The following is a 25609-nucleotide window of genomic DNA, read 5'->3' on the forward strand; positions in this document are numbered from 1 at the left end:
GAACGGGCGACTCCCTTGCGCCGGAGAGCCCCGCGCCCGGACCGCGCCCCGGGTCGGGGGCTGTCCGCCCTTTGCGACGCGACGCAATAGGGACCTGGTCGGAGACCAGGGCCTGTTTGTGGTTGGCCGGCCGGCGGTCACTCGGCAACGATTGACGGACAGGACGGCACGCGGCTGACAGCGGGTGTTACGGCCCCCGGGGTGCTGCGAGAGCCAATCCGGGTGGCACGCACAGTGCGTGCCGTTCGGCAGCGGTCGTGGTGATGACGTCGATCCCGCCGTCGTACGAGCCGTCCGAGACTCCTCGGCGCGGCTCCGCGCTCCCCACGAACAGCAGCCCGGCCGGCGACATCGCGCCGCCTCGTTCTCTCAGGTGATGGTGACGACATGCGCCCAGGGTGGCGGGGTGTCCGGGACGTAGTCGGGGTTCTCCTCTTCCGCGACGCGGACGGGACGGGGGAAGAGACCGACAATGGTGCGGCAGGGCGGCTTTGTGGCGGGCCACGATGTCTGACCGTCGGTCAGAGCGACGATCACGTCCGGGCGGGGCCGGGAGCGGAGAGCCCGAGTGAAGCCGGAGCGCAGATCCGTTCCCCCGCCGCCGACCAGTTCGATGTTCTCGGCGCGGCAGAGCGGGACCGCGACCCCGGCCGCCGCGTCGCAGGAGATCACCGAGACCAGGTCCCGCCGCCCGCCCACCGCCCGCGAAATCGCCGCCACCTCCAGCAGCGCGCTGCCCAGCTCGGCGTCGCTCACCGACCCGGAGGTGTCGATCACGACGCAGACCCGGGGCGGCGTACGACGCAGGCCCGGCAGCAGCACTCCGGGGACACTGGCCGAGCGCCGGGACGGACGCCGGTAACTGTGGTCCTCGCCCACCCCAGGCGCACTTGCCGCGGAGCGGATCGCCGCCCCCAGCAACCGCCGCCACGGCTGCGGTGGATGGAACGCCTCGTCGGCCCACCGGCGCCATCCCTCCGGAGCGTCGCCCGGCCGGCCCCTGATCCCCTCGGCGACCCGGAAGCGGACCGCGTCCCGCTGCTGCTTGCTCAGCCCGTGTGCGCCGTCGGGCCCCAGCTCCCACGGTCGGACCTGCCCGTCGGCACCACTGCCGCAGTCCAGCCAGGCCAGCTCCCCGGTGAGCCCTGACATCGACGCCGTCCGCAGGTACTCCTCCATCAACAGCCCGTCGGGCAGCCGCAGCAGAGATGGCAGCACCGCACCAGCAGGCAGGGGCAGACCGTCACCGTAGATGTCGTCGTTGATCTCGAAATCGGCGGCGATGTTCCGCCGCAGCCGCGCGCCCGGCCCGTGCTCCTCGCACTCCCGCGCGTAGCGCTCGCCCCGCCCGTGATGGTCCCGGAGCAGATGGGAGACCTCGTGCACCCAGACGCCCGCCAGCTCCTCCACCGGGGTGCGCGCCACGAAGCCGGGGGAGACGTAGCAGCGCCAATGTGCGTCCACCGCCATCGTCGGCACCGACCGGTCCTCCACCACGTGCAGCGCGAAGAGCGCGCTTGCCAGGTATGGACGGACCTTCACCGCGTGCAGCCGGGCGGCCAGCAGTTTCTCCATGTCCAGCGGTAGTCCGGGCGGGCCGTACGCAGCGCCGGATCCGGCCGGTGGCGTCGGCACGGTGGCCCGCACCGGGCGCGGTGGCGCGGGCCGGGCCATCGGGCGCGGCACAGGGTGCTTCGCGCCCCCCGTCATCGACGTACCCTCGTCGCACGCCGGGCGTCGGCCGCCGCTGCGACCCGCCCCACCGACCGGTCCGCCCTCTGTGCGAGGCCGATCACCCCGACCAGCCGCTCCACCGCCGCCGGCACCTCCCAGTCGTCGCGCCGCAGTGCGGCCAGCGCCGTCGCGGGGGCGACCAGCAGGTCCGGGGCCCCGGTCTCCAGCGCCCGGCCCAGCACCGCCCAGCCCGCCTCCCACCGCGCCCGCTCGGGCCGCGCCCCGACGGCGGCCACCACCGCCTCCAGCGCGGCCTGACGCAGATCGCCCCGCACCGGCAGTTCCGCGGAGGCCGGATCGGCGAGCAGGGACTCCGGGTCCGGCAGGTCCATCCGGTCCAGATGGGCGAGGAGTTCTAGCCCCGGCCCGTCCCCCACCGTGCCCCGCACCAGCAGTGCCAGCACCTCCCGGGAGACGGATGCCGCCGTGCCGAAGGCGAGCAGAGTCAACGCGGCCTCCCAACTCCGGGGCGAGGGCCAGGCGCCGCCGCGCCGCGCCTCCGTGCTCGGCAGCCGGTGGATCAGCGTCGGCCGGGCTTGCAGGAATCCGCAGACTGCGCGCCGAGCGAAAGCCACCGCCTCCGGCAACCGCTCCGGCACCAGCCGGGGCAGCTCCGCCCGGGGCCAGACCCCGCCCAGCCCGCGCACCACCACCTCCCGGTCGTGCACCCAGTACAGATGCACGAACCGGTTGGCCAGCGGCGGGCTCAGCTCCCACCCGTCCGCCGCCGACGCGCTCGGATTGGCCGCGGCCACAATCCGTACCTCCGGCGGCAGTTGCAGCGCACCGACCCTCCGCTCCAGGACGACCCGGAGCAGCGCGGCCTGGACGGCTGGTGTGGCGGTGGACAGTTCGTCCAGGAAGAGCAGACCCCGCCCGGCCCGCACCAGTTCCACGGCCCACTGCGGCGGCGCCATCGGCACCCCCTGCACCGCCGGGTCGTCGCCGACGATGGGCAGCCCGGAGAAGTCGGTCGGCTCGTGGACGCTGGCGATCACTGTCGTCAGCGGCAAGTCGAGGGATGTGGCGAGCTGTGTCAGGGCTGCGGTCTTGCCGATGCCCGGCTCACCCCAGAGCAGCACGGGCAGGTCGGCCGCGACGGCCAGGGTGAGGGCTTCGAGCTGCTCGTCGGGGCGCGGCTCGGTGGTGGTCGTACGCAGCAGGGCCAGGAGGTCGTCGGCGACGGCGAGTCGGGAGCCTGATCCGGGTGCGCCGGCGGGGCGGCCGGTTCCGGGTGCGTCGGGGGGGATGGGCGCGGGCGCACCGACAGGGGCAGGGTCGGGTGCACCGACGGCCCGGACCGAGGCGGGCAGGAGGGTACTGGAGGTCATGGGCATCACCTTGGGTGGGATAGGGAACGGGACGGCCCGTCCCGGATGTCATGGGCGTGCCGTGCGCAACGCGCGGTGTGTGCACGGGACTCGGGTAAAGGCGGCAATGAGGCTTCGGACAGCCGCTCAGCTGCTACGCAGGTTCAATCCGGTACGGGGCCGGGCCCTGCTGCTCTGTTTGAGGCGCATCGTGAGAGGCGTACGGCGGTCGAGTCGGGGGCGGTGGCCCGCCTCCGCGTGCCTCAGGTCCGAGGCCTTTCCGCCCGCTGCCGAACCTGCACCGGGGTGCACGTTGACCAGCCCCGAGCGGAAGAGCCCGTGGTCGATGCGGTGGGCCGCAGCCGACTCCAGTTCCTCCCGCAGCGGCCCGTCGCGCAGGACCGCACCGGGACCGAGCAGCCCCTCGACCACGGCCAGGGCCCCGGCGACGTCGCCGTGGCCCAGCCGCTCCCGGACCGCAGGCAGTGCCTCCGGATCACGGTGCACGTCGTCGATGGCACGCAGGCAGGGCAGCGCGGGCCCGCCGAGCGCTACCAGCAGCTCCTCCCGGCGCAGTTGTGCCGGATCGTGATCGATCGCCGTGAGTGTCCCGTCCCGCAGCGCTATCCGGTGGACCTCACCCAGGCACTCCACCCGGTGTGGATCACCGGGCCGGGGGGCGGGGCCGGTCGCCGGTCCCGAGCTGAACAACTCCGCCGAGCCGAACGCCGCGAGTGCTGTGGCGACGAGCGGATGCAGCCGGTCGGCCGCGACCAGCCCGGCCCGCAGCAGCTCCAGATCCGGAAGGACCCGGGCCGCCACCTCCGGCAGCACCGGAAGCGCCGCGATCTCCTGCGGCGGCAGCACCTCCCGCAGCGGCCGGAACGTCGGGGCATGACTGTCGTCGGGGGCGACGAGTTCGAGCACGGCGCGGCTCCGCGTACCGAGCCGCACGGTGAAGGCTCCGCCAGGGCAACCCTCGGCCCGCAACAGCAACTCCGCCTCGGCAGCCCACCTTGCCCATTCCCACGGGGAATCGTGGGCGGCGGGCCGATCCGGCAAGTCCAGCACGTCCGGCCGCGCGGGTGGGTGGGGCCGGTGGGGCGGCACCAGGAATGGCGCCCCGCCCGCACCGCTCCGCACCGCCAGTTCGCCGCTCCGCCCGGAGTCCCAGAGATGCCGGTGCAGGTCGAACCGGAAACGCGGATTGGGGTGCGGATGCGGATGGGGAAGGCACCCTGGGCTGTTCCCGGACTCCTCCCACAGAGCCAGGGATAGCCTCTGTCCCGCGTCCGCCCGGGCCGGTGGTGTCCGCACCACCAGCTGCAGCGGCATGGAACCCGAACTCCGGTAATGGGCAAGGGAGATGGTGAGGCCGGCGCGGAGCCGCCCGTCGGGCGCGATCCGGGGAATGTGCCAGCGGAGCAGATCTGGAGCCAGGCGGCGCAGATCTGCACGAAGGCGGGTGACGAGATCAGTGCCGTGGCGGTCGCGCACGGCGCGCAGATCGAAATCGATGTCGACCCGGGCGGCTGCGCATGCGCCGGCCCAGTCGCCGACCGCACGCCGTGCGGTCGCAGTCTCGATCATGGACGGTGGCACGGCGTACTCGCGCACGCGATGCCACATCAACAGGTGGGCCGGAATCGGATTCGCCAAGTGATGTGCCATCAGCACTCACCTTGCGCGAACGATTCCCCCGATCCGTACGAGGAGAAGTTCTTCATCCCCGGCATCATAGGCACCACGATGAGGATCTGTCAGTCCTGATCGACCGCCCGTCGACCTCCCCCGGCGCATGCCGCAACTCCCGGAGTCGCGTGGCGAGTACCGAAGCTCCGTACGAAGACTGATCGCCGCATGGGGACCGGGTGCTCCGCACCCGGGCGCCCGAGAGCCGGCCTGCCGCGTCTGCCGCCGGCCCATCGGAGACCCTTTCCGCTCAAGACGACAGCGCGCCCGGTCAGGCCGCCGGACCGTGCCGCCAGTCCGGCTGCCGGATCCTGCGATCCGCAGTCGGCCGACTCGTGGAGGGACGGCCGACCGGCCCTCCCGGCCGGCCGGTTCGCGCTCGGGTCTTGCGGTCGGCGGCCCGTTTCAGGCGGATGTCAGCATCGGCAGGGACATCAGGTACTCCTCCGGGATGTCGAAGGCTTCCGTCAGCGTCGGCAGGTGAGGTGCGAGCCGGGACGTCAGCGCGCGCACCGCATCGGGGAAGGAGCGGACCTGGTCGGTGGTGAGTGCGTTCTCGACCAGGAGGAGTCCGCTGAGCGCGGTCAGCCGGTCGAGCAGGAACAGTGCGCGCAGGTCGTCCAGGGTGGCGCGGGTGCCCGGGTCGGTGACGTCGGCGCAGGCCGTGGCGAAGGCGTCGGCGGCCTGGCCCACCGCGTACGTCTCGACCAGGGAGAGGGCGGCGGCGGACGCATGGTTCCAGCGGCCGAGTGCGTCGCCCCCGGCACCGCCGCGCAGGTCGCGTCGCGCGGCCAGGTGCCAATGGCGCTCGGCGGTGGCCAGGGCCCGGCGCAGAAAGGCGGGGTCGGTCAGGGGCTCCTGGCCGGTCGCCTGCGCCGGCTCCGGCAGGATCGAGTGGCCGAAGATCATCTCGGCCCCGGCCTTGCACCAGATCGCCAGGTTGTCCCCTTCGGCGGTGATGGCTCCGTCCGCGTTGGCGGCGAACTCCGCCAGACCGTTCACCGGGAACAGCGCTCTGGCGCCGCAGCGTTCCCGGCTCTCGATCGTGATCTCGCGGGCCTGCCAGGTGATCCAGCCCTTTGCCACCGCGACCAGCCGTTCGCTCTCGGCCCGGTCCTCAGCGGCGTGGGTGATCCAGCGCGCGGTGACGGCCCGGTGCAGGAAGGTCATGGCGTAGGCGGTGGCCGTGCAGGTGAGCAGCCTGGCGTGATGGCTGCGGTGCGCGGCCAGCGGAACGCTCTGTCCGGCCGCGGGGCCGGAGATACGCCGGATGCCCGCGTAGCGGACCGCGATCGCCAGGGCTGCGCGGCTTCCACCGAGGGTGCTTGCGCTCATGCACAGTTTTCCGACCGTCACCCGGCGGATCGCGTGCAGGAACCGCTTGCGCGGGCTGCCCACCGCACTCGTGAAGGTGCCGTCCGGCAGCAGCTTTCCGTGCTCCCCCTGGATCAGGGCGGTACGCGGCAGGCGTACCTGGTCGAAGCCGGTGACGCAGTGGTCCACCGGGCTGCCGATGCGTTCCGGCAATACCGTCACCGTGACACCCGGCAGGGTTCCGTGGTGGTCGCTCAGCGGGGTGAGGAACAGGAAGACGCCCTGGTCCCGGCCGTCGGCCAGGAGCCGGGCCGCCACCACCGCGGTCTTCGGCCCGCCGGCGGGACTGGTGTTGGGCATGTACTTCTGCGCCCCCTCGTGCGGGGTGTGCAGCACGAACTCGTCACGCTCACGGTCGTAGCGTGCGACGGTCTCCAGCGCCGCCGCATCGTTGCCGTGTGCGCGCTCGGTGCACAGGAAGGTTCCTGTGCGGGTCAGTGCGGCGAACTGGCCGAGGTCACGCGCCGGCGAGGCGTCATCGTCGAGCAGACTGCCGAGGAAGAGGTTGTAGTGAATGCCGGCCACGGTAGCCGTGGCCCCGTCCACCACCGAGGTCCACTCGTGCAGGGCGGCCAGCCCACGGGGGTCCCGGCCCAGGGACTCCGGACACAGCACCTCTTCGTTCAGAGCGCGCAGCCGGTCGTACGACAGCTGCCACCGTTCCTCGGCGCGCATATCGGCGCAATGGCGGAACCGGTCGGTCGAGATCACCTTGCGCCAGGAGCCGTGGACCTCCGGCCCCTCATCCCCGTCCCGGAAGAGAATTTCGGTCAACTCATTGATACGGGGGGCTAGTTGCCTGTCATTTGGTGCTTGCACATCGATGTAGATCACCATGCTCGACCCAACGAGCGGGCCCGTTCACAGAAACGATCTTTCCGTAACCGGTCAGCCGCCCGGCCCCTCCCGGTAATCCGCCCCTGGGGCTCCGAACCGCACTTGGCTCCCGTAACCGCCCCGAAAGCCGAGTCACCCCGTCCTGGAGTCTCGCGCCGCGCCTGGGCCGGCGGGTCCACGCACGTCCCTCCTCTCCGACTTTCCGGGACGCTCAGGGCCCTTCCCCGCCGGGGTCGCCCCACGTCTCCCCGGCTGTTCGCCCGTCAACAGCTGCTCGCAGTAGCCCGGTACGGCATCCCGGTTGCCCGCCGCCTCCGCAAGCCGGGTTGTCACCGTATTCCCAGGTCTTCCCCGTCCCTCCGCTGCCGCCAGGTAGACGCGGCAGTGCGCGACAGTGTCCTGCGCCGCGCGCGGGCGCTTCCTCGGTGACTCGTGCGAGGCGGACGGGGAAGGCGTCGCCGAACGTTGTGGACCCCAGCGCCCGTCACGGACCGATTCCTCGCCCGCTCCGGGTACCGCGGGCGCACTCCGCGCGGGCTTCGGCTCCGCTCCACCGCCGAACGGCAAGGAGAGGGAACCGTCCCCCGCCGCCGCGACCCCGCCGAGCGCCGCCGCCAGGACGACGCCCGCCAGCAGTGCCTTGAGGGGCCGTGTCAAGCGTCGCTCATCGGCGGGCCGCCAGTCGTCCCGTCCGCGACGCCACCTCAGCGGGGCCGCGTGCACACCCTGCTCCCGCGCCGTGCGGAAGGCGTGCAGCGCCTTCTCCTCGGCAGCCGGGCTGAGGGCGCCGGGACGGTTCGCCGCGTCGAACAGCGCCTCCAGTTCAGGGGTATGGGGGCCTTCCCGTTCAGGATTCATCTCTCATCCTTCAGCGTGCGCTGCGTCTCAGGCGCCACACCGCCTGCGCCGGCCTTGGTCAACTGTGCCGCCAGCCGTTTCAGGCCCCGGTACGACGCGGTGCGAACGGCCCCGGGGCGCTTGCCCAGCACCCGGGCGGTCGCCGGCCCGTCGAGCCCGACGACCACGCGCAGCAGTACGGCCTCCGCCTGATCGCGCGGCAGGCTGCCGATCAGCTCGAGAGCCTGCTCCGTGGAGATCTTCTCCAGGACCGCGGCGGCCGTGTCGTGTCCGCCGGGAATCTCCAGCGTGCCCTGTTCCAGCAGTGAGGTGCGCGGTCGCCGCTTCTGTCTGCGCAGATGGTCCAGGGCGCGGTGCCGGGCGATCGTCGCCGTCCACCCCCGGAAACCCGCGCCGTCGCCGCGGAAGCGGCCCAGGTCGCGCGAGATCTCCAGCCAGGCGTCGGAGGCCACGTCCTCGGCGTCGTTGCCGACCAGCCCCCGGACGTAGCCGATCAGGCCCGGCTGCACCAGCCGATACGCGATCGCGAACCCTTCGTCGTCTCCCTGCTGAGCCCGCTCAACGGCAGCACCCAGCTCTGCGTCGTACGCCCCCACACTTCCCTCTCCGTACCGGCACCCTGTGGAACGTGCCGCCCCTTCTCTCCCTGCGTTCGCAAGGGTGGAAACGTGACTGATGGAGCGTCACCGTCCGCAGACTCCCCCACATGCGGAGGACAGGGGCAGGCGGCTGCCGCGATCCGCAGTCACTGAGCCCGAAGGCCCCGTACCTGGCTGGTACGGGGCCCTTGATGGTGTGCTCGGGGTGGCTACTTGGTGATCGTCACCGTCGCCCGGGCCGTTGCCGGCAGGTGCCCGCCGTCGCCCTTGTAGGTGGCGGAGTAGGTGATGTCACCCGTCGCGCGCGGGCGTTCCGTGATCGTGAACTCGCCGGTCGTCGTGGAGACGGGGAAGGTGCCGACCGGAGTGCCGGCCGGGTTCGCCGCGTCTGTGCGCGTCACTTCCACCGCGGTGCCGGCCGGGAAGGGCTCCCCTGCTGCCCACAGCTGTCCGGTGACCGTCAGGTCCTTGCCCCTGGGGGAGGTCGCGGGGGCCTGAAGGCTGAGGGTGGTGTCCAGCTTGCCGGCGTCCGGGAGGACGTGGAGCGTGGGGGCGCTGCCGTAGGAGAAACCGGAGATCGCGAAGAGGCGGTTCTCGTCCGGGGCCCAGGCGAGGCCGTCGCGCTGGAGGTCGTTCACGACGTACTCGCGAAACGCCGGCCAGGTGGCTCCCGGGCGGTAGGTCTTCACGAAGTCGCCGTCCGCTCCCGTCGCCACGGTTCCGTCGGCCGCCACGGCCACCGCGTTCGGGAACTGCCAGCTCGAGTAGGAGCCGTTCGACGACAGGTCCGACAGACGCACGACCAGGTGGTCGGACGGGTTGTTCGCCGCGACGATGACGCTCTGGCCGTCCGCCGTCACCGCGAAGTCATTGAGGTACGAGATCGACGGCGACGAGATGAAGGAGCGCTCGGTGCGCTTCTGCAGGTCGCCGGCCGCGGTGTCGTAGACCGCCAGGGAGGCCGGGCTGACGCCTTCCTCGCCCGCCACCAGGACGTTCGGGTCAGCGGGGGACGTGGCCAGGGACGGGGCGTAGTACCAGTACCGACCGCTGGGGACGAGCGCCGCCTCCGGGGCCGAAGAGGCGACGTCGAGCGAACCGATGCCGCCGGCGCCGGCGACCGTGTAGCCGAACCACAGCTTGCCGCCCGCCATCGCCAGGTTCTGCGGCTCGGTGTCCGCCCCGGTCGGGTAGCGGCGGGTCTCGGTGAGGGTGGCGGTGTCGATCTCGGCGATCGCGCCGGCCGTCGACAGGGCCACGTACAGCTTGGTGGAATCCGCCGAGAGCACGAGGCCGGCCGCCCCCTCCTCGGCGGTGATCTGCTGGACGACCTCGCCCGCGTAGTCGGTGACGACGATGGTGCCGCCGGCCGGGTCGCTGACGAACACCCGGTCGTGCACTCCGTCGACGGCGATGTCCCGGAATGAGGCGCTGGGCAGCGCCACGCCCGTCTCCTCGGCCGTGGCCGTCCCTGCCCCCGTCACGATCAGGGGCAGGGAGCCGGCCAGTGCCGCTGCCAGCGCGAGGGCGGTGCGTTTGTGGATGCGCAAGTGAACAGAACCTCCTCGATTGGGGATGGCCGTGTCGGCCTCCCGGTAAAAGAGCGCCGGCCGGTGGACATGTGTCACTGCGGCACTTGACCCGGTCGGACCCCAACACCCCATGCGGCCCCGGGGATGGGGTGCGTCTACGTTCCGGGACCGCTTAACCTCTGCTGGGCCGCCGGGCGGTCGGCCGTTTCGAGGGAGGGTGTTCATGCAGCAGCGCGGAGCGGGCAGCGGAATGAGAGTCGCGGCCTGGGTACTGGTGCCACTCGGGCTGCTCCTGGCGGTGGGAGGCATCGGGTACTTCTTCACGCATTACCAGGGGGCCACCGTCATGAGCCAGGCGATGGAGCCCACGTACCGCCAGGGCCGGCAGCTGGTCATCGAGCGCATCGACGCCGGCGAGATACGCAGGGGTGATGTCGTGCTCGTCGATGTACCCGAACGCTATGAGGGCGGTCCGGTCCTTCAGCGGGTCATCGGGATGGGCGGCGATCATGTGGTGTGCGACGGAAACCGGATCACGGTGAACGGGAAGCCGGTCGACGAGCCGTACGTCATGCGCGGCGAAGTGAACCCGGCCAACGGGCCGTACGACGTGCGCGTGCCGGACGGCCGGCTCTTCCTGCTGGGCGACCACCGGGGGAACTCGCGCGACTCACGGTTCTTCCTCGACGAGCAGTCGGGCAGCGTCGCGGCCTCCGGGGTGCTCGGGCGGGTGCAGGAGAGTCTCGCGGCGCCGGCGGCGGCGGGGGTGCTCGGAGTCCTTGGGATCCTGATGACCCTGGTCGGGACCGGTCTGGGCATCGGGGGGTACGTTGCCGGACGGAGTGCCCGGCGGGCACTCGCGGCTGTGCCGCCGCACCCCGTGGCTTAGGAACACGCAAGAATCCGAGGTCAGTTGTGGACCTGGGGGAGAGGAGTCAGCTGCTCTGCCGGGTCATGGCGCCGTGCGGGGGAACGCGACTCGCATGGCAGCGGTGGTCGCTGCTGCGGCCCTGCTGGTGCACGGGCTGATGGCTTGGCGGGCCCAGCCGGTGTCGAAACAGTCCGCCCGAGGCTCCGGGCCGTCCCGATCGAAGCCCGCTTCTGCGCACTTCGACCCATACGCCGCGCTGTTCGGGTGACAACCGTTCGCGCCGCCCGTATCCGGCGCCCGTCGGGGTCCATACCTGACCCCATGGACAGGAAACTGCCGAGACGAACGGTGCGTGTTGCGGTGCGAGGAGAGAAGTCCGGATCATTTCGGCGTCGCGTGGTCGCCGGGGCCAGTGCCCTGCTGCTCCTGGCCGTGACGTCGGGTGCGGCAGCCCAGGCGGCCTCGTCGCCCGGCGACGGTGGTTCCGGCCGGCTCGACCCGCGGATCACGGAGATCATGCGGAAGCCGGACTACCCCAACGCCCAGTGGGGCCTGCTCCAGCAGGACCCGGACAGCGGGCGGGTCATCCACAGCCGGTTCGCCGATCAGCTCTTCATCCCCGGGTCGGTGGCCAAGCTGTTCGGCACCTCCGGAGCGTGGAACACCCTCGGCGGCGACCACCGCTTCAAGACGCCGCTCTACGCGGTCGGCGAGCGCCGCGGGTCCACACTGGACGGCGATCTCGGCCTCGTAGCCCAGGGCGACCTGACCATGGGCGGCAGGACCCGCCCCGACGGCACGGTCGACTACACCGATCTCGACCACACGTACGCCAATGACTTCCCCGGCGCCACGCTCACTCCGGAGAACCCTCTCGCCGGGATCGATCAGATCGCGCGGCAGGTACGGAACTCCGGCATCACCCGCGTCGACGGGAACGTGATCGTCGACGACCGGCTGTTCCGGCCCGAGCCGGTCTTCATCCCGGTCCCGACCCCGCTGATCATCAACGACAACCTGATCGACCTGCTGACCACCCCGGGCGCCCGCCCCGGCGCGCCCGCGCGGCTGGACTGGCGGCCGAAGGTCGCCCCGTACCGCGTCACGTCGACCGTGCGCACCGTCGCGGCGGGTCAGCCGACCGACATCGAGGTGACGACCTCCGGCAACGGCACCCGGATCCAGCTCTCCGGCACCATCGCGGCCGGCTCCGAACCGGCCCTGAAGGTGTCGCCCATCACCGATCCGGCAGCCTTCGGACGCACCGCGCTGATCGAGGCGCTGGGGCGGGCCGGGGTGAAGGTGACGGCGAATCCGACCGGGGCCAACCCGGTCGGGCGGCTCCCCGGCTCGTACGCGGGGCGCCCGCGCGTGGCTCAGTACACCTCGCCGCCGTACGCCCAGTACGCCAAGCTCATCTTCAAGGTCAGCCACAACCTGGGCGGCAACCTCGCCATCTGCCTGATGGCGGTCGCGGCCGGCAGCAAGGACTGCATGGACGGCTTCCCGGTGCTGGCCGGCTTCCTGGACCGCGCGGGCGTCGACCGCAAGCAGGTCCAGCTCCTGGACGGCCGTGGCGGCAATCCCGTCGACCGGACCACCCCCAACGCCGTCGTGCAGTTGCTGACGTACTGGCATCACACCCCCGAGGCGAAGCGGTTCCGCAACGCGCTGCCCATCCTCGGCGTCGACGGTCTGCTCGCCGAGAACTGCACCGCCTGCCCCGCGCGCGGAAAGGTGTTCGCCAAGACCGGCGCCGCAGTCGGTCTTGACGCGCTCAACAACCGCCTGGCCGTCGGCGCCATCACGATCGCCGGCTACCTGGACAAGGGGCACGGCCGCTTCGACGTCTTCTTCGCCGGCGTCAACGGGGCCTCGACCCCGACGACCGACGTCCAGGGCGTGCTGGACATCGGCAATGACCTCGCCATGATCTCCGCGTACTTGCAGGAGGGGGCGGCGCGGCGAGAAGGCTGAGAGCTGAGAGAGGACTGCCTCGCGGCCGGAAGCGGTCGCGTTCCACTCGGTACCAGTGGCCGCGATGACCGCTGGACGGTGTCGCAGACGGAGGAAGCCCCCGGGCCGACGGCCTGGGGGCTTCCTCGCTGCCTGGACGAGCTGGGGCCGGAGCCCTGCCTACTGGCCGCTGTCCTCGGCGAGGGTGTGCGCGACCAGGGCGTTGGCGTGGCCGTGGCCCAGGCCGTGCTCGGACTTGAGCCAGGCCACCAGTTCCATGTGCTTGGTCAGCGGCGACGATCGGATGAGGCTCTTCCACTCGGAGACCGGGCGGCCGTACTTCTTCTCGATCGAGGGGAAGTAGGCGGCGGGGCCCTTTGCGGCGTCGGTCATGGGAGGTGTCCCGTCTGTCGATTGAACCGATCTTGATCGTGACCTTGATCGTGACCTTGATCGTGACCTTGTTGTGTTCGAGGTTCGGCGGCTGGATCGCCGTCCGGCTACAGCTTGTCCGGCGTGGCCCCGGTGCGCAGGCGGACCACGACGGCTGCCAGCCAGCAGAATCCGAGACCCGCTCCGGCGGTGAACGCCAGGACGGCGACGGCCGAGCACATGAAGCCGGCCAGGACCACGAACGGAACCACCCGTGAGGCGCGGGCCCAGCCGCGGTGGCCCCGGGCCGCGAGCGGACGGGCCAGGACGAGGAACGCGGCGCACAGCGCGAGGTAGCCGACCATCCCGGAAGCCATGTGGGCGGCGCCGTGTGCGCTCATCGTGCCCGTTTCGGGGGCGCCGGAGGGGAAGCCCGCCCCGGCATCGGCCGGGAACGCCGCGGCGGCCAGGAACGAAGCGCCGAACACGCCGATCAGCACCGGCCCCCAGGTGCCTCCCGGCTCCCCTCTCAGCATCCGGCGCAGCCCGATCGCCCCGCTGGACAACAAGGCAGCGGCGAGCAGGAAGTTCACCGTCTGGATCCACCCCATGCCACCGAGGGCGAGCTGACTGATCGCGTTACGGGTGAAGTCGTAGCCCTCCCGCGTCAGCCCCTGGACGATGCCCGCCACGAGGAACAGCGGGCCCGCGACGACCGCGCCGGCCAGCAGCCTCCGTGCCGAGGGCGAGGAATCGGAAGCGGTACGGGCGACGAGCGGGCGGGCACTGAACGTCTGGGTCATGGCGGGCCTTCCTCGTTCGAACGTTGTCGCATGTATGACCGGCGACGGACGTGGAAGTCATCGGTGCGAACCGCACGAGCTGGATCGGTGCGGGGTGTCCGGGAGCCGGGCGCCCCCGCCCGGACCTGTCGCCTCACGGCATCGGGCCCGACACCGTCCGGTGTCGGGCCCGATGGGCAGTCGGGGCATCCGGCGGGCGCCTGGTCGGCGCCCCGCCTCATGCCTCAGACGTGGGAGCCCGCCTTGCGACGGCGTCCGGCGAACACCGCGCCCGCACCGATCACCAGGGCCGCGCCGCTCGCGAGGGCCAGCTGCGGCGTCGCCGAGGACGAGCCCGTGGCGGCGAGGCTGCCCACGGGACCGGCCGACGTGCCGCCCTGCGGCTTGACGCCCGAGGTGGACGGCTCGGTCGTGACGGGCTTGCCGTACTCGATGTCGTCGTACTCGTTCGAGGCGGCGATCAGGAACTCGTAGCCCTCGAGGTCCGGGTTCCCGCCGCACGTACCGTCTTCGTTGAAGTAGTCACCGGCGACGAACGTCACGCCGTTGCCCTTGGGGGCCGAGGCGTCGATCGTCAGGCGCATCTTCACGTCAGCGTGGGCGCCGGCCTTCAGCGGACTGATGGCGTCCATGTAGTGCTTGTTGTCGACGGACTTCCACTTCGTGGAGGAAGCGGACGACCACTGCAGGTGGACCATGTCCTCGATGCTGTTGCGCTCACTGCCGTCGGTCGCGTGGACGTAGGCGAAGGGAAGCACCTCGTCCATCGTCTTGTCGGTGCCGTTGGTCACCCGGAGCTTGAAGACGACCTTCGTACCGGCGACGACTGTGTCCGGCAGACCCGTGACGACCGTGGTGAGCTTGGGCTCGGAGACACACTCCTCGTCCTCCCCCTCCTCCCCGGCCTCTTCCTTCGCCTTGGCCAGCGCCTCGTCGGCGGCGGTCTTGTCAGCGAGCGCCGCGTCGACGGCCCCCTGAGCCAGGCTCACCTTCCGTGCGGCGGCGACCAGTTCGTCATCCCGCGCGTCGTCGGCCTCCACGACCTTGGTGTCGGCTGCGGTCTTGGCATCGGCGGCAGCCAGAGCCGCGGCCTCCGCCTCCGTGAGAGCCGTCTTCGCGGCGGTCCTCTCCGCCTCGGTGGCCGTCTCCGGGAGGGCGTCGACCGCTGCCTGGGCGTCGACGACCGCCTGGTCGGCCTCGGTCTTCGCGGTGGCGGCGTCGGCAGCCACCGCCTTGGCGGCCGTGAGCGCCAGGGCCAGGGGCGCGGAGTCGGACTGGAGCGCTGTCAGGGCGTCGCGGGCGGCGATCTTGGCCGCCACGGCCTCGTCGTACGCCACCTGCGCCGCCTCGGCCGCCTTCTCCAGCTCGGCAATGGACGGCTTCTCCTGCGTCCGAGCCGCCGGCTTGTCGTCGGCGAACGCAGGCGTCACCGTCAGCAGGAGGACAGGCGTGGTCACCGCGGCGGCGACAGCTGTGGCAAGAATCCGGCGAATCTTCACAAAAGCCCTTCGGGATTCGAAAAAGAGAAGAAGGGGTCGCAGCGGAATGGGGCACGCAGATGCGACTTGAGGTGATCGTATGGCGGGGGCGACGACCGGCCGCCATGAATTCTTCACCCGTTCCGGCCGGAATCGCAGCCCCGGGCCAGACAAAGAGATCAAAGGGCGCAGTTGCTTTGACCGGCCGCGATTTCGCTGTGGGGAATGCCACATGATCTTGGACGCATGTTGCCTGACGCGTGCTCCTGACGCGTGCTCGTAGCGCGTGCTCGTAACGCGTGCTCCTGACGCGTGCTCCTGACGCGTGCTCATAGCGCGTGCTCGTAACGCGCGTTCCTGCCTCGTGTTTCCTGCCGCGCTCGAGCCGCCGTACCCGGCCCCTCACCGCGCGGCGTGTTGTGCACTACGCATGCGCCAAACCTTGACGCCGTAGGCTGTCCCGTCCCATCACCAACGGGCCGGCCCACGGGTTACCCCGGGCCGATCTCGAATCTCCTCCGTTCGAAGGATCGCGTGTGAAGGCTGTAGTCGCCGTCGCCGGCATGGGAAGCCGCTTCTTCCCGGTCGCCAAGACGATCAACAAGTGCATGCTCCCGGTACTCAACGAGCCCGTCGTCGCGTACGCGGTCGCCGACTGCCTCGCCGCCGGCGCGGACCGGATCGCGATCATCACCGCACCCGGGGAGACCGGCCGTCAGGTCCGCCACTACTTCACCCAGGATCTGGACCTCAAGCAGTACTTCACCGACCGGGGCTGGCAGGCCAAGTACGAGGCCATCGCGCATCTGCACGACCAGGCCGACTTCACCTTCATCGAGCAGCCCCGCGACGAGAGGTACGGCACCGCCCTGCCCGCCATGATCGCGGGCGACTTCATCGACGGCGACGACTTCCTCCTCCTCGCGGGGGACGACCTCCTGCTCCGCACCGACGGCGGATCGGACCTCGCCGACCTCGTGGCCGCGCGCACCGCCGCCGGCACCCCGGCCGCCGTCGCCGCCGCCACCGTGCCCGGCGCCGACGCACACCGGTACGGCATCCTCAGCCCCCGCACCTCGGGCCAGGGGCACCAGGTGCTGGACGCCATCGTCGAGAAGCCCACCGAGTACCGGCAGCCGTCCGCCTACATCAACATCAGCCGCACCCTGCTGCCGGGCGACGCGGTGCCGTACTTCGACAGCCTGAAGCCGGCGGCCAACGGCGAGTACCAGGCCACCGACGCCGTCGCGGCGTACGCCCGCGACCACGACGTCCTCATCCATCCCGTCCGCGGGCAGTACTACGACTGCGGCAACACCGCCGGATGGCTCGCCGCGAACAACGCGGCCGCGCAGGTGTGAGACCGGACATCGCCTGGGACGCCGCGCGTTACCGGAAAGCGCCCTGGCCCAGCCAGGGCCTGTGGCCCGGTCCCGTCGGGTGCAGCCCCGTGACGCCCATGACCACCGAGTAGAGGCTGGTCTCCGCGGCGATGAAGAGGCGGTTGCGCTTCGCGCCGCCCCAGGAGATGTTGGCCACCGCCTCGGGGACGTTGAGCCGTCCGATCAGCGTGCCGTCGGGGTCGTAGCAGTGCACCCCGTCGTTCATCGCCGCGACCCATAGCCGCCCGCCGTCGTCGAACCGGAGGTTGTCGAAGCGGGCCTCCTTGCGGGCCCCCGCCTCGGCGAAGATCTCGCCGTGCGACAGCGTTCCGTCATCGCGCACGTCGAATACGCGGATGAGGCCGTCCCGGGTGTCGGAGACGAACAGCCGCTGTTCGTCGGCCGAGAAGACCAGGCCGTTCGGTGCGCCGAAACCGTCGGCGACGAGCCGCACCTCGCCGGTGCACGGGTCGATGCGGTAGACGTTGTTGGCGCCGATCTCGCTCTCCGCGCGATAGCCCTCGTAGTCGCTGGTGATCCCGAAGTCCGGGTCGGAGAACCAGATCGAGCCGTCGGACTTCACCGCCGCGTCGTTCGGGCTGTTCAGGCGTTTGTCCTGCCAGCGGTCCGCCAGCACCGTGACCGTGCCGTCGTGCTCGGTCCGCGTCACCCGGCGGTTGCCCTGCTCGCAGGTGATGAGCCGGCCCTCGCGGTCGAGGGTGTTGCCGTTCGTGTGCCCGGCGCAGCGGCGGAAGACGCTCACGGCTCCGGTCTCCTCGTCCCAGCGCAGCATCCGGTCATTGGGGATGTCGCTCCAGACCAACTGCCGCCAGGCGGGCAGGTAGACGGGCCCCTCGGCCCACCGGCAGCCGGTGTACAGGACCTCGAGGGCGTCGTCACCGTTCATGCACCGCCCGGTCCGGAACCGGTCGTCGAGGAGTTCGTACAGTCCGGGGCCCTCGCTGCTCATGGCACTCCATCCTTCGGCAGACACCGCCTTCGACAGACATCGAATGATCTACGGACAGGAACCGGATGGGAAGACGAGCCGGAGAAGCGGCCGTCCTGGTGGCGCCCGCCACCGTGCGCCGCCCGCCGCCCGGCCGGCCCCGCCTGACACACCGCGTCCCGCGGTGAGATCCCGGCAACCCCCGCGCAATGAAATGCGGCGGAAACACACGGGTCCCCTCGACGAAACGCGGGCCGGTCACGCTCGCAGTCGCCCCCACCGCACGCCGCCCCGAGGAGGGACTCCCACCGTGACCCCCGTGACCGTGGCCGCGGCAGGCCTCGACACAGGTGATACCGCCTGGCTGCTCGCCGCCACCGCACTCGTTCTGCTGATGACTCCCGGACTCGCGCTGTTCTACGGCGGCATGGTCCGTACGAAGAGCGTCCTCAACATGCTGATGATGAGCTTCGTGTCGATCGCCCTGGTCACCGTCGTCTGGCTGGTCGTGGGCTACTCAGTGGCCTTCGGTGACGACGCGTTCGGCGGGCTCGTCGGGAACCTCCACCACCTGGGCATGGCGGACATCGGTCCCGGCGCCCTCACCGGCAGCGTCCCCACCCTGCTGTTCAGCACGTTCCAGCTCACCTTCGCGATCGTCACGGCGGCGCTGATCAGCGGGGCCGTCGCGGACCGTACGAAGTTCGCCGCCTGGCTGGTCTTCGTACCGGTGTGGACGCTGCTCGTATACGCCCCCGTCGCGCACTGGGTCTGGGGTCCCGGCGGCTGGATCAAGGACTCGCTGGGCGCACTGGACTTCGCGGGCGGGCTGGTGGTCGAGATCGCCTCCGGGGCGTCCGGGCTGGCCCTCGCCCTCGTGGTGGGGCCGCGCATCGGGTTCAAGAAGGACGCGATGCGCCCGCACAGCCTGCCGATGGTCATGCTCGGCGCCGGTCTGCTCTGGTTCGGCTGGCTCGGCTTCAACGGCGGCTCCGCCCTCGGCGCCAACGGACTGGCTGCGGCCTCGATGCTCAACACGCTCGTCGCCAGCTGCACCGGTCTGCTCGGCTGGCTCTTCGTCGAGCAGAAGCGCGACGGCCACCCCACCACGTTCGGCGCGGCCTCGGGCGCGGTCGCCGGGCTGGTCGCCATCACGCCCGCGTGCGGCACGGTCGGCATCCTGGGCGGAGCCGCGGTCGGCCTCACGGCGGGCATCGTGTGCTCCTACGCCGTCGCGTGGAAGTTCCGCCTCGACTACGACGACTCGCTGGACGTCGTCGGCGTGCACTTCGTCGGAGGCATCATCGGCACCCTGCTCATCGGCCTGTTCGCGACCGCCACGATGACCGGCGGTCCGGAGGGGCTGCTCTACGGGGGCGGGCTCGGCCAGTTGGCCCGGCAGGCCGTCGCCGTGCTCGCCGTGGCGGCGTACACGTTCCTCATGACGTACGGGATCGGCAAGGCGATCGACCGGTTCATGGGCCTGCGGGCCTCCGCGGACGAGGAGCTCACGGGCCTGGACCAGACGCTGCACGCGGAGAGCGCCTACGATCACGGCGCCCTGGGTCATGGCGCGCCGCAGGCCGTGGTCCGCCCGTCGCCGCTCTCGAAGGACAGGAACTCCGCCCCATGAAGCTCATCACCGCCATCGTCAGACCGCACCGTCTCGACGAGGTGAAGACCGTGCTGCGGGAACTCGGCGTGCAAGGGCTCACCGTCACCGAGGCCAGCGGTTACGGGCGTCAGCACGGGCACACCGAGGTGTACCGGGGCGCCGAGTACCGGGTCGACCTGGTGCCCAAGGTCCGGATCGAGGTCGTCGTGGCCGATCCGGACGAGGAGGCGGTGCTCGACGCGATCGTGCGTGCCGCCCGCACCGACCGGATCGGGGACGGCAAGGTGTGGGTGCAGCACGTGGAGACGGTGGTGCGGGTCCGCACGGGCGAGCGCGGACCCGACGCGCTGTAGAGCTGTGCCGGTTCGGTGCTGGAGCGTTGTGCCCGTTCGGCACTCCGGAGCTGTACCGGTTCGGCGCTGGAGGGCTGTGCCGATGCCGGTGCCGGCAGGGCCCTAACGCCCCGGCAGCAGACCCGTGTTCATCGCCACCACCACCGCGCGCGTGCGGTCGTTGACGTCGAGCTTGGCGAAGATGCGCAGGAGGTGGGTCTTCACCGTGGCCTCGCCGATGAACAGCCGCCGGCCTATGTCCGCGTTCGACAGCCCGTCCGCGACGGCCCGGAGCACCTCCGACTCGCGGCCGGTCAGGGTGACGGGCGCCGGCCGGCGCATCCTGGCCACCAGGCGCTGGGCGACGCGCGGGGCCAGTACGGTCTCCCCCCGCGACGCCGAGTGGATCGCCTCCACCAGCTGGTCGCGGGTGGCGTCCTTGAGCAGGTAGCCGGTGGCGCCCGCCTCCACACCCCGTTCGATGTCCGCGTCGGTGTCGTACGTGGTCAGGATCAGCACCCGGGTCCCGGCCCCGCCCGCGACGATCTCCAGGGTGGCGCCCACCCCGTCCAGCACGGGCATCCGCAGGTCCAGCAGCGCCACATCGGGCCGGAGCCGCTCGACGAGCCGGACCGCCTCGCGGCCGTCGCCCGCCTCGCCGACGATCTCGACCGTGGGTTCCGAGGACAGCAGCGCGACGAGTCCGGCACGCATCACCGTGTGGTCGTCGGCCAGGATGATCCGCAGCGGGGGCGGGGTGGTCGTCTCGGCTGTCATGTCAGACCTGACCGTCAAGGGCGAGAGGGATGGTGGCCAGGACGCGGGTGCCGTCGCCGAGCGAACTGGTGACGGTGAGGCCTCCGCCGAACTCGGCGAGGCGGCGGCGCATGCCGTCCAGGCCGAAGCCGTGGGAGTCCTCGACGACGAACCCGCGGCCGTCGTCGGTGATCTCCAGTTCGACGGCGTCGGCCCCGTACGCCAGGACGACCCCGACCGTGGTCGCCGCCGCGTGCTTGCGGATGTTGGCCAGTGACTCCTGCGTGCACCGCAGCAGGGCGATCCGGGCCGGCTGGTCGCACTCGACGTCCGCCAGTTCCGCCGTGACCACGAGTCCGGTGTCCTCGGTGAAGCGGTCCAGGGTGCGGCGGAGCGTCGTGGCCACCGACCCGGCCGCCACTCCGCTGCTGGGGGCGGCGCCGACCAGGACCCGGGCCTCGGCGAGGTTCTCCCGGGCCGTCTGCTCGATGGACTGCAGCTGCTGCGCGCTCCGTTCGGCGTCCACGGCCAGCTGGGACCTGGCGGCCTCGGCCAGCACGATGATGGAGGCGAAGCCCTGGGCGAGGGTGTCGTGGATCTCCCGGGCGAGCCGTTCGCGTTCCTCCGCGGCGCCCTGGCGCTGGTACACCTCGGCCAGTTCGACCTGGGTACTCTTCAACTCGGCGCGCAGCGCCGCTCGTTCGTCCCGCTGCGCCAGCGCCCTGGGCGTCAGCAGCGCCATCACGACGGCCACCGCCCAGACGGCGGCGGAGGAGATGGTGTTGGTCCGGAACACATCCGCCCCGCCACCCTCCCGCAGACTGCCGCCGAGCGTGATGGCCAGAGCCCCGAGGCCGGTGAAGAGGATCGCGCCCCGGGGGCTGTCCGCGTAGACGATGAACTGCGTGAGCATCACGGTGTAGAACACCCCGAACCCGTCGCCCGCGTACGCCAGGCCGCCCAGCACCACGACGAGCACGCACAGATAGCCGTACGGTCCCGGCACCCGGTCGCCGGGGCGCGTGCGCACCAGCGCGTAGCAGAGCGCGAGCACGGCCGTCAGCGCGAGGACGGCGAGTTTCCGGTCCGCCGGGGTGCCGCCCACCATGGTGATCAGGATGACGAGGGCGATCAGGGCCCAGGACAGGCCCTCCCAACCGTGGAGCACCCATATCCAGAACGGGTCACCGCGCTGAGGCCGTTGAAGCATGCCCGTCAGCCTACGTGGGGGACGGACGGGGCAGCCGGAACGGACGGGGTTCCGGCGGCCTTGCGGCGCGAGGGGCGCAGCGGCCGCCAGGCCCGCTCCCCGAGGAGCAGCAGCGCGGACGGCAGGATCATCATCCGGATGACCACGGCGTCGAGCAGGACCGCCACCGCCAGGCAGAAGCCCATCTGCTTCATCTCGGTGAGGTGCAGGAAGACGAAGGCCGCGAAGATCGTGACCATCACCAGTGCCGCGCTCGTCACCACCTTCGCCGACCGGGCGATGCCGTCGAGTACCGCTTCGCGGGCCGTCATTCCGTGGTCCATGGCTTCCTTGATCCGGCTGACGACGAAGACCTGGTAGTCCATCGACAGGCCGAACAGGAGCACGAAGAGGAAGAGCGGCACCCTGGACGCGATGGCGCCGAGGGAGTCGAAGTCCAGCAGTCCTTCCGCCCAGGTGCCCTGGAAGACCACGACGAGGGCGCCGAGCGCGGCTGCTGCGGAGAGCAGGTTGAGTACGACTCCGAGCAGGCCGACGACCACGGAGCGGAACGCCACGGCGGTGGTCACGAAGGTGAGCAGCAGCAGGAAGCCGATCACCAGCGGCAGCTTGCTCCGCTCGTGGTGCACATAGTCCTGACCGCGGGCCACGTCACCGCTGACCGCCACGTCCACGCCCCTCAACTCACCGACCGTGGCGGGGATGTAGCGATGGCGCAGGTGGTCCAGCGACGCGATCGCCTCGTCGGAGGGCGCCGGGTGCGGCACCGCCAGTTCCAGCACGCTGATCCGGCCGTCGGCGGACGTCCGCACCACGGGCTCCCCCGTGCGGGCGAAGAGCGGGTCCGCCTGGGCGCGCCGGCCGAGTTCCGTCAGCGCCCGCCCGGCCTCTGGCGCCCGGCCGGGCGCCAGACGCACCACGACCTCGTGCTTGACCAGGAGTTCGGGGTAGGCGGCGGTCAGCCGGTCGTAGACCCGCATGGCCGGGATGGAGCGGGAGAAGGTGTCCTTGCCCGGGTCGATGAGCTTGAGGCCCAGTGCGGGCGCCGCCACGGCGAGCATGACCAGGACCGATACGCACAGGGTGATCGCGGGATGGCGCTGCGCGGGGCGCATCAGGGCGCCGAACACCCGGCCGTTCTCCGGCTTCACGGGCTTCATGGCAGCCGGCACACCCCGCTTCGCCCGCCGGGCGGCCTTCTTCGCGGCGCGGCGCTCGGTGCGGTGGCCGAGCTTCACCAGCAGCGCGGGCAGCACGGTGAGCGAGCTGAGCACGGCCACGGCGACGACGAGAATCGTGCCGGTCGCCAGCGAGGAGAAGATGACGTCCGTGGCGAGGTAGAGGGTGGCGGTGCAGACGATCACCGCGAGGCCGGAGACCACGACGGCCCGGCCCGCCGTCGCCGCCGCGAGCTCCACCAGCGCCTCGGGGCTCAGCCGTCCGGCCGCCCTGGCCCGTTCCTCGCGTTCGCGCTTGAGGTGGAAGAGCGTGTAGTCGACACCCACCGCGAGGCCCATGAGCAGGATCATGTTGGTTCCGACGCCCGGGTCGGGCATCAGGTGCGAGGCCAGCATGGCCAGGCCCATCGTCGCGGCGATCGAGGAGAGCGCCAGCAGCAGTGGCACTCCGGCCATGACCACCGAGCCGAACACGACCAGCAGGATGACGAGTGTGACCGGCAGGGAGAGGCGCTCGGACAGTGCGAGGTCCTCGCCGCGCTGGTCGTTGACGCCCTTGCTGATGGCCGGCGACCCGGTCTCCTCCACGATCAGGTCCGGGTGGGCGTCGGCCACTTCCGCGGTCCGGTCCAGGAGCGGGACGACGTTCTTCCTGGCGTCGAGTGCGGCGCCCTTCATGACCACGGCGACCCGCAGGGCGGTGCCGTCCTTCGAGCGGACGGGCGGCGCCACGCTGTCCACCTCGGCGAGCCGGTTCATCCGGGCGGTGAGGTCGCGGGCCGCCCCGGTGGCACGTGCCGTGTCCAGGGGGCCGGACCTGGCCCGGATCAGGATGTGTTCGGTGGGCCGGCGCTGGAGGCCGCCGTCGGTGGCCATCGACTCGGCGTGGCCGGCCTCGCCGACCCAGAAGTCCTTGGTGGTGGCCGCGTTGCTGCCCGCGGTGATGCCCGCGCCGAGGCACAGCAGCACGAAGACGAACCAGCCGACGATCGCGCGCCAGGGGTGCCGGGCGCTCCAGCGGGCCATGTGTACGGGTCGCGTTCTCATGCGGTCCATGCTGGTTCGCGGGCCCGCCCGCCCGGCAGCCCCGGCCGGTGGAACCCCGTGTCCACCGGTCGGTGGACACGGGCCCGGGGGCCTTCCCCCGTACGGGCCCCGCCTACACCGAGGACGGCCCGGATACGGCCGCCTACACCGAGGACGGCTGATACGGCCGCCTACACCGAGGACGGCTCGGAGGCGGGATCGAGGCGGGCGGCGAGGCGGGCCTTCGCCTCGGGCCATTCGTCGGCGAGCAGCGAGAAGTAGACCGTGTCGCGCCACGTGCCGTCGGGCCGGCGTCGGTGGCGGCGCAGCACTCCCTCACGCCGGGCACCGAGGCGGGCGATCGCGGCCTGCGAACGCTCGTTGAGATGGTCGGTCTTCAACTGGACGCGCCCCATCCCCAGTTCCTCGAAGGCGTGGGTGAGCAGGAGGAGCTTCGTCTCGGTGTTGACCGCCGAACGCCAGTGGGCCCGCCCGTACCAGGTCGAACCGATCTCCAGGCGCTCGTTGCTCACGTCGATGTCCAGGTACGCGGTCCAGCCGACCGCCCGGCCGCTCGCCCGGTGGACGACGGCGAACGGGGCGTACTCACCCTGCCGCCCCTTCTCGAGCACGTCCGCGAGCTTCTCGCCGAGCTCCTCCGGAGTACGGGGAGCCGGTCCGCCCTGCCAGCGCCAGACCTCCTCGTCGTGGCCGCCGGCCGCGAAGAGGTCGTCGAGATGGTCCGGGGCCAGTGGCTCGACGCGGACGTGGCGGCCGGTCAGGGTTACGGGAAGCGGAGTCGTAGCAGGCATGCCGCATGCTAACCCACTTCGAACTAGACAGAACATCGATATGCACTAGTGCAATATCGGCAGCAGTGACGGAAAAGCGGCGCACTCAGCGGGGCGGCTCCGCGTCCGCCGTGCCCGTCCGCGCCGCCCGCAGGGCCGCAGCGGCGGCCCGGATCGCGGGCAGCTCCCCGTACAGGGCCTCACCCGGGCAGTTGGTCTGGTACGCGTCGCGATGGCCCGAGATGACGTGCAGCACGGCGGCCTTGCCCTTCGGGTACCTGCTCGCGTCGTTCGTCGAGACCAGCCGCACCGTGCCGCGCGGATCCGACCCGGGCCGCAGCTTCCACGCGGCCACCTTCGCGAGGGCCCGTACGACGACCGGCGGCACCTGGGCCCCGCGCCCGTAGTTGCCCAGCACGGCTATGCCCACGCTGTCGGCGTTGAAGCCCGTGGTGTGCGCCCCGCGCACCGCGCGCCCGATCCCGCCCGCCCGGCCTTCGTAGATCGTCCCGCACCGGTCGACGAGGAAGTTGTAGCCGATGTCGTCCCAGCCGTTGCCCTCGATGTGGGCCTCCTCCACCGCCCGCAGCATGCGCGGCACGTCCGCACAGTCGTAGTCGCTGGACTCCCCCGTGTGATGGATGAAGACCGCCCGCACCGCGCCCGTGTAGACCGCCCGCTCCCTGACCATGCCCTCGTCCGCGTGCCAGGCCGCGCGGCTGACGATCACCGGCTGCGGCACCCCGCCGCGCGGTCGCTCGTGAGCGGGAGCGGCCGGTACGGGCAGCACGAGGGGCACCGGGGCATCCCGCAGCATCAGCAGGGTGAGCGGGAGGACCGCGGCGCCCAGCAGGATTCGATGGGGCCACATGGGACCACCCTGCGGCCTTGCCGCCCGGGCCGCAGATGCGGTGGCCGATCGGGTGAAACAGCAGCTCGGGGCAGGGGTGGCAC

At 71.5% G+C, this 25609-nt stretch carries 20 protein-coding genes; 5 read left to right on the forward strand and 15 right to left on the reverse strand.

Translation table 11 applies throughout. The features are described from left to right. Nucleotides 1–369: 369 nt before the first annotated feature. The 6 genes from OG782_RS17370 to OG782_RS17395 all read right to left on the reverse strand — a co-directional run bounded on the left by OG782_RS17370 (nt 370) and on the right by OG782_RS17395 (nt 9954). Nucleotides 370–1575 carry a DUF2201 family putative metallopeptidase gene (locus tag OG782_RS17370; RefSeq protein ID WP_406459122.1) on the reverse strand — a complete coding sequence of 402 codons (1206 nt, stop codon included), beginning with the start codon at nt 1573–1575 and terminating at the stop codon, nt 370–372. Nucleotides 1576–1706: 131 nt separating this feature from the next. Beyond that, complete coding sequence (locus OG782_RS17375; RefSeq protein WP_406451953.1) at nt 1707–3065, reverse strand: AAA family ATPase; 1359 nt, start codon at nt 3063–3065, stop codon at nt 1707–1709. A gap of 126 nt (nt 3066–3191) precedes the next feature. Continuing rightward, nucleotides 3192–4715, reverse strand: coding sequence for a hypothetical protein (locus OG782_RS17380; RefSeq protein WP_406451955.1), 1524 nt, complete (start codon nt 4713–4715; stop codon nt 3192–3194). A 426-nt stretch (nt 4716–5141) separates the two neighbouring features. Further along, nucleotides 5142–6884, reverse strand: a complete 1743-nt coding sequence (locus OG782_RS17385) for an acyl-CoA dehydrogenase (RefSeq protein ID WP_406451957.1) — start codon at nt 6882–6884, stop codon at nt 5142–5144. A 917-nt stretch (nt 6885–7801) separates the two neighbouring features. Further along, on the reverse strand, nt 7802–8401 hold the full coding sequence (locus tag OG782_RS17390) for an RNA polymerase sigma factor (RefSeq protein ID WP_406451959.1): 600 nt from the start codon (nt 8399–8401) through the stop codon (nt 7802–7804). A 212-nt stretch (nt 8402–8613) separates the two neighbouring features. Beyond that, nucleotides 8614–9954, reverse strand: a complete 1341-nt coding sequence (locus tag OG782_RS17395; RefSeq protein WP_406451961.1) for a YncE family protein — start codon at nt 9952–9954, stop codon at nt 8614–8616. A gap of 205 nt (nt 9955–10159) precedes the next feature. On the opposite strand from OG782_RS17395, the gene lepB reads away from it, so the two are divergent. Beyond that, complete coding sequence (gene lepB, locus OG782_RS17400) at nt 10160–10825, forward strand: signal peptidase I (protein ID WP_406451963.1); 666 nt, start codon at nt 10160–10162, stop codon at nt 10823–10825. A 342-nt stretch (nt 10826–11167) separates the two neighbouring features. Continuing rightward, entirely contained in the window at nt 11168–12784 is a 1617-nt protein-coding gene (gene dacB / locus OG782_RS17405) for a D-alanyl-D-alanine carboxypeptidase/D-alanyl-D-alanine-endopeptidase (RefSeq protein WP_406451965.1), read from the forward strand. 159 nt (nt 12785–12943) lie between these two features. Here the strand turns inward: dacB and OG782_RS17410 are convergent, their stop codons facing one another. From OG782_RS17410 to OG782_RS17420, 3 genes are all read right to left on the reverse strand, one after another. Continuing rightward, entirely contained in the window at nt 12944–13156 is a 213-nt protein-coding gene (locus OG782_RS17410; RefSeq protein ID WP_406451967.1) for a DUF4287 domain-containing protein, read from the reverse strand. Nucleotides 13157–13263: 107 nt separating this feature from the next. Continuing rightward, nucleotides 13264–13938, reverse strand: coding sequence for a DUF998 domain-containing protein (locus tag OG782_RS17415; protein WP_406451969.1), 675 nt, complete (start codon nt 13936–13938; stop codon nt 13264–13266). Nucleotides 13939–14162: 224 nt separating this feature from the next. Then, nucleotides 14163–15437: an LAETG motif-containing sortase-dependent surface protein gene (locus OG782_RS17420; protein ID WP_406451971.1), complete on the reverse strand. Its 1275-nt coding sequence runs from the start codon at nt 15435–15437 to the stop codon at nt 14163–14165. A gap of 515 nt (nt 15438–15952) precedes the next feature. On the opposite strand from OG782_RS17420, the gene OG782_RS17425 reads away from it, so the two are divergent. Beyond that, entirely contained in the window at nt 15953–16777 is an 825-nt protein-coding gene (locus tag OG782_RS17425; protein WP_406451973.1) for a sugar phosphate nucleotidyltransferase, read from the forward strand. A 28-nt stretch (nt 16778–16805) separates the two neighbouring features. On the opposite strand, the gene OG782_RS17430 is transcribed toward OG782_RS17425, so the two are convergent. After that, on the reverse strand, nt 16806–17768 hold the full coding sequence (locus tag OG782_RS17430; RefSeq protein WP_406451975.1) for an SMP-30/gluconolactonase/LRE family protein: 963 nt from the start codon (nt 17766–17768) through the stop codon (nt 16806–16808). A gap of 289 nt (nt 17769–18057) precedes the next feature. Between OG782_RS17430 and OG782_RS17435 the strand changes: the two genes are divergently transcribed. Continuing rightward, nucleotides 18058–19380, forward strand: a complete 1323-nt coding sequence (locus tag OG782_RS17435; RefSeq protein WP_406451977.1) for an ammonium transporter — start codon at nt 18058–18060, stop codon at nt 19378–19380. Next, nucleotides 19377–19715: a P-II family nitrogen regulator gene (locus OG782_RS17440; protein ID WP_406451979.1), complete on the forward strand. Its 339-nt coding sequence runs from the start codon at nt 19377–19379 to the stop codon at nt 19713–19715. Before OG782_RS17435 ends, OG782_RS17440 begins: the two co-directional genes overlap by 4 nt. Before the next feature lie 102 nt (nt 19716–19817). Here the strand turns inward: OG782_RS17440 and OG782_RS17445 are convergent, their stop codons facing one another. The 5 genes from OG782_RS17445 to OG782_RS17465 all read right to left on the reverse strand — a co-directional run bounded on the left by OG782_RS17445 (nt 19818) and on the right by OG782_RS17465 (nt 25526). Continuing rightward, entirely contained in the window at nt 19818–20471 is a 654-nt protein-coding gene (locus OG782_RS17445) for a response regulator (protein ID WP_406451981.1), read from the reverse strand. A 1-nt stretch (nt 20472) separates the two neighbouring features. Further along, nucleotides 20473–21660, reverse strand: coding sequence for a sensor histidine kinase (locus tag OG782_RS17450; RefSeq protein ID WP_406451983.1), 1188 nt, complete (start codon nt 21658–21660; stop codon nt 20473–20475). 5 nt (nt 21661–21665) lie between these two features. Further along, nucleotides 21666–23885, reverse strand: coding sequence for an MMPL family transporter (locus tag OG782_RS17455; protein ID WP_406451985.1), 2220 nt, complete (start codon nt 23883–23885; stop codon nt 21666–21668). Between the two features lie 170 nt (nt 23886–24055). Continuing rightward, nucleotides 24056–24676 carry a GNAT family N-acetyltransferase gene (locus OG782_RS17460; RefSeq protein ID WP_406451987.1) on the reverse strand — a complete coding sequence of 207 codons (621 nt, stop codon included), beginning with the start codon at nt 24674–24676 and terminating at the stop codon, nt 24056–24058. Nucleotides 24677–24761: 85 nt separating this feature from the next. Next, the gene (locus tag OG782_RS17465; protein WP_406451989.1) at nt 24762–25526 is read right to left on the reverse strand and encodes an N-acetylmuramoyl-L-alanine amidase; all 765 of its coding nucleotides are present in this window, start codon (nt 25524–25526) and stop codon (nt 24762–24764) included. Nucleotides 25527–25609 lie beyond the last annotated feature (83 nt).

This window comes from Streptomyces sp. NBC_00876 (assembly GCF_045207435.1).
Classification (GTDB): domain Bacteria; phylum Actinomycetota; class Actinomycetes; order Streptomycetales; family Streptomycetaceae; genus Streptomyces.

What these genes read in the sequence shown, in the direction of transcription:
- OG782_RS17415 (WP_406451969.1), bottom strand. Translation starts at nt 13,938, where the DNA reads ATGACCCAGACGTTCAGTGCCCGCCCGCTCGTCGCCCGTACCGCTTCC.
- OG782_RS17450 (WP_406451983.1), bottom strand. Translation starts at nt 21,660, where the DNA reads ATGCTTCAACGGCCTCAGCGCGGTGACCCGTTCTGGATATGGGTGCTC.
- OG782_RS17410 (WP_406451967.1), bottom strand. Translation starts at nt 13,156, where the DNA reads ATGACCGACGCCGCAAAGGGCCCCGCCGCCTACTTCCCCTCGATCGAG.
- OG782_RS17370 (WP_406459122.1), bottom strand. Translation starts at nt 1,575, where the DNA reads ATGGAGAAACTGCTGGCCGCCCGGCTGCACGCGGTGAAGGTCCGTCCA.
- OG782_RS17465 (WP_406451989.1), bottom strand. Translation starts at nt 25,526, where the DNA reads ATGTGGCCCCATCGAATCCTGCTGGGCGCCGCGGTCCTCCCGCTCACC.
- lepB (WP_406451963.1), top strand. Translation starts at nt 10,160, where the DNA reads ATGCAGCAGCGCGGAGCGGGCAGCGGAATGAGAGTCGCGGCCTGGGTA.
- OG782_RS17375 (WP_406451953.1), bottom strand. Translation starts at nt 3,065, where the DNA reads ATGACCTCCAGTACCCTCCTGCCCGCCTCGGTCCGGGCCGTCGGTGCA.
- OG782_RS17455 (WP_406451985.1), bottom strand. Translation starts at nt 23,885, where the DNA reads ATGAGAACGCGACCCGTACACATGGCCCGCTGGAGCGCCCGGCACCCC.
- OG782_RS17430 (WP_406451975.1), bottom strand. Translation starts at nt 17,768, where the DNA reads ATGAGCAGCGAGGGCCCCGGACTGTACGAACTCCTCGACGACCGGTTC.
- OG782_RS17460 (WP_406451987.1), bottom strand. Translation starts at nt 24,676, where the DNA reads ATGCCTGCTACGACTCCGCTTCCCGTAACCCTGACCGGCCGCCACGTC.
- OG782_RS17445 (WP_406451981.1), bottom strand. Translation starts at nt 20,471, where the DNA reads ATGACAGCCGAGACGACCACCCCGCCCCCGCTGCGGATCATCCTGGCC.
- OG782_RS17380 (WP_406451955.1), bottom strand. Translation starts at nt 4,715, where the DNA reads ATGGCACATCACTTGGCGAATCCGATTCCGGCCCACCTGTTGATGTGG.
- OG782_RS17440 (WP_406451979.1), top strand. Translation starts at nt 19,377, where the DNA reads ATGAAGCTCATCACCGCCATCGTCAGACCGCACCGTCTCGACGAGGTG.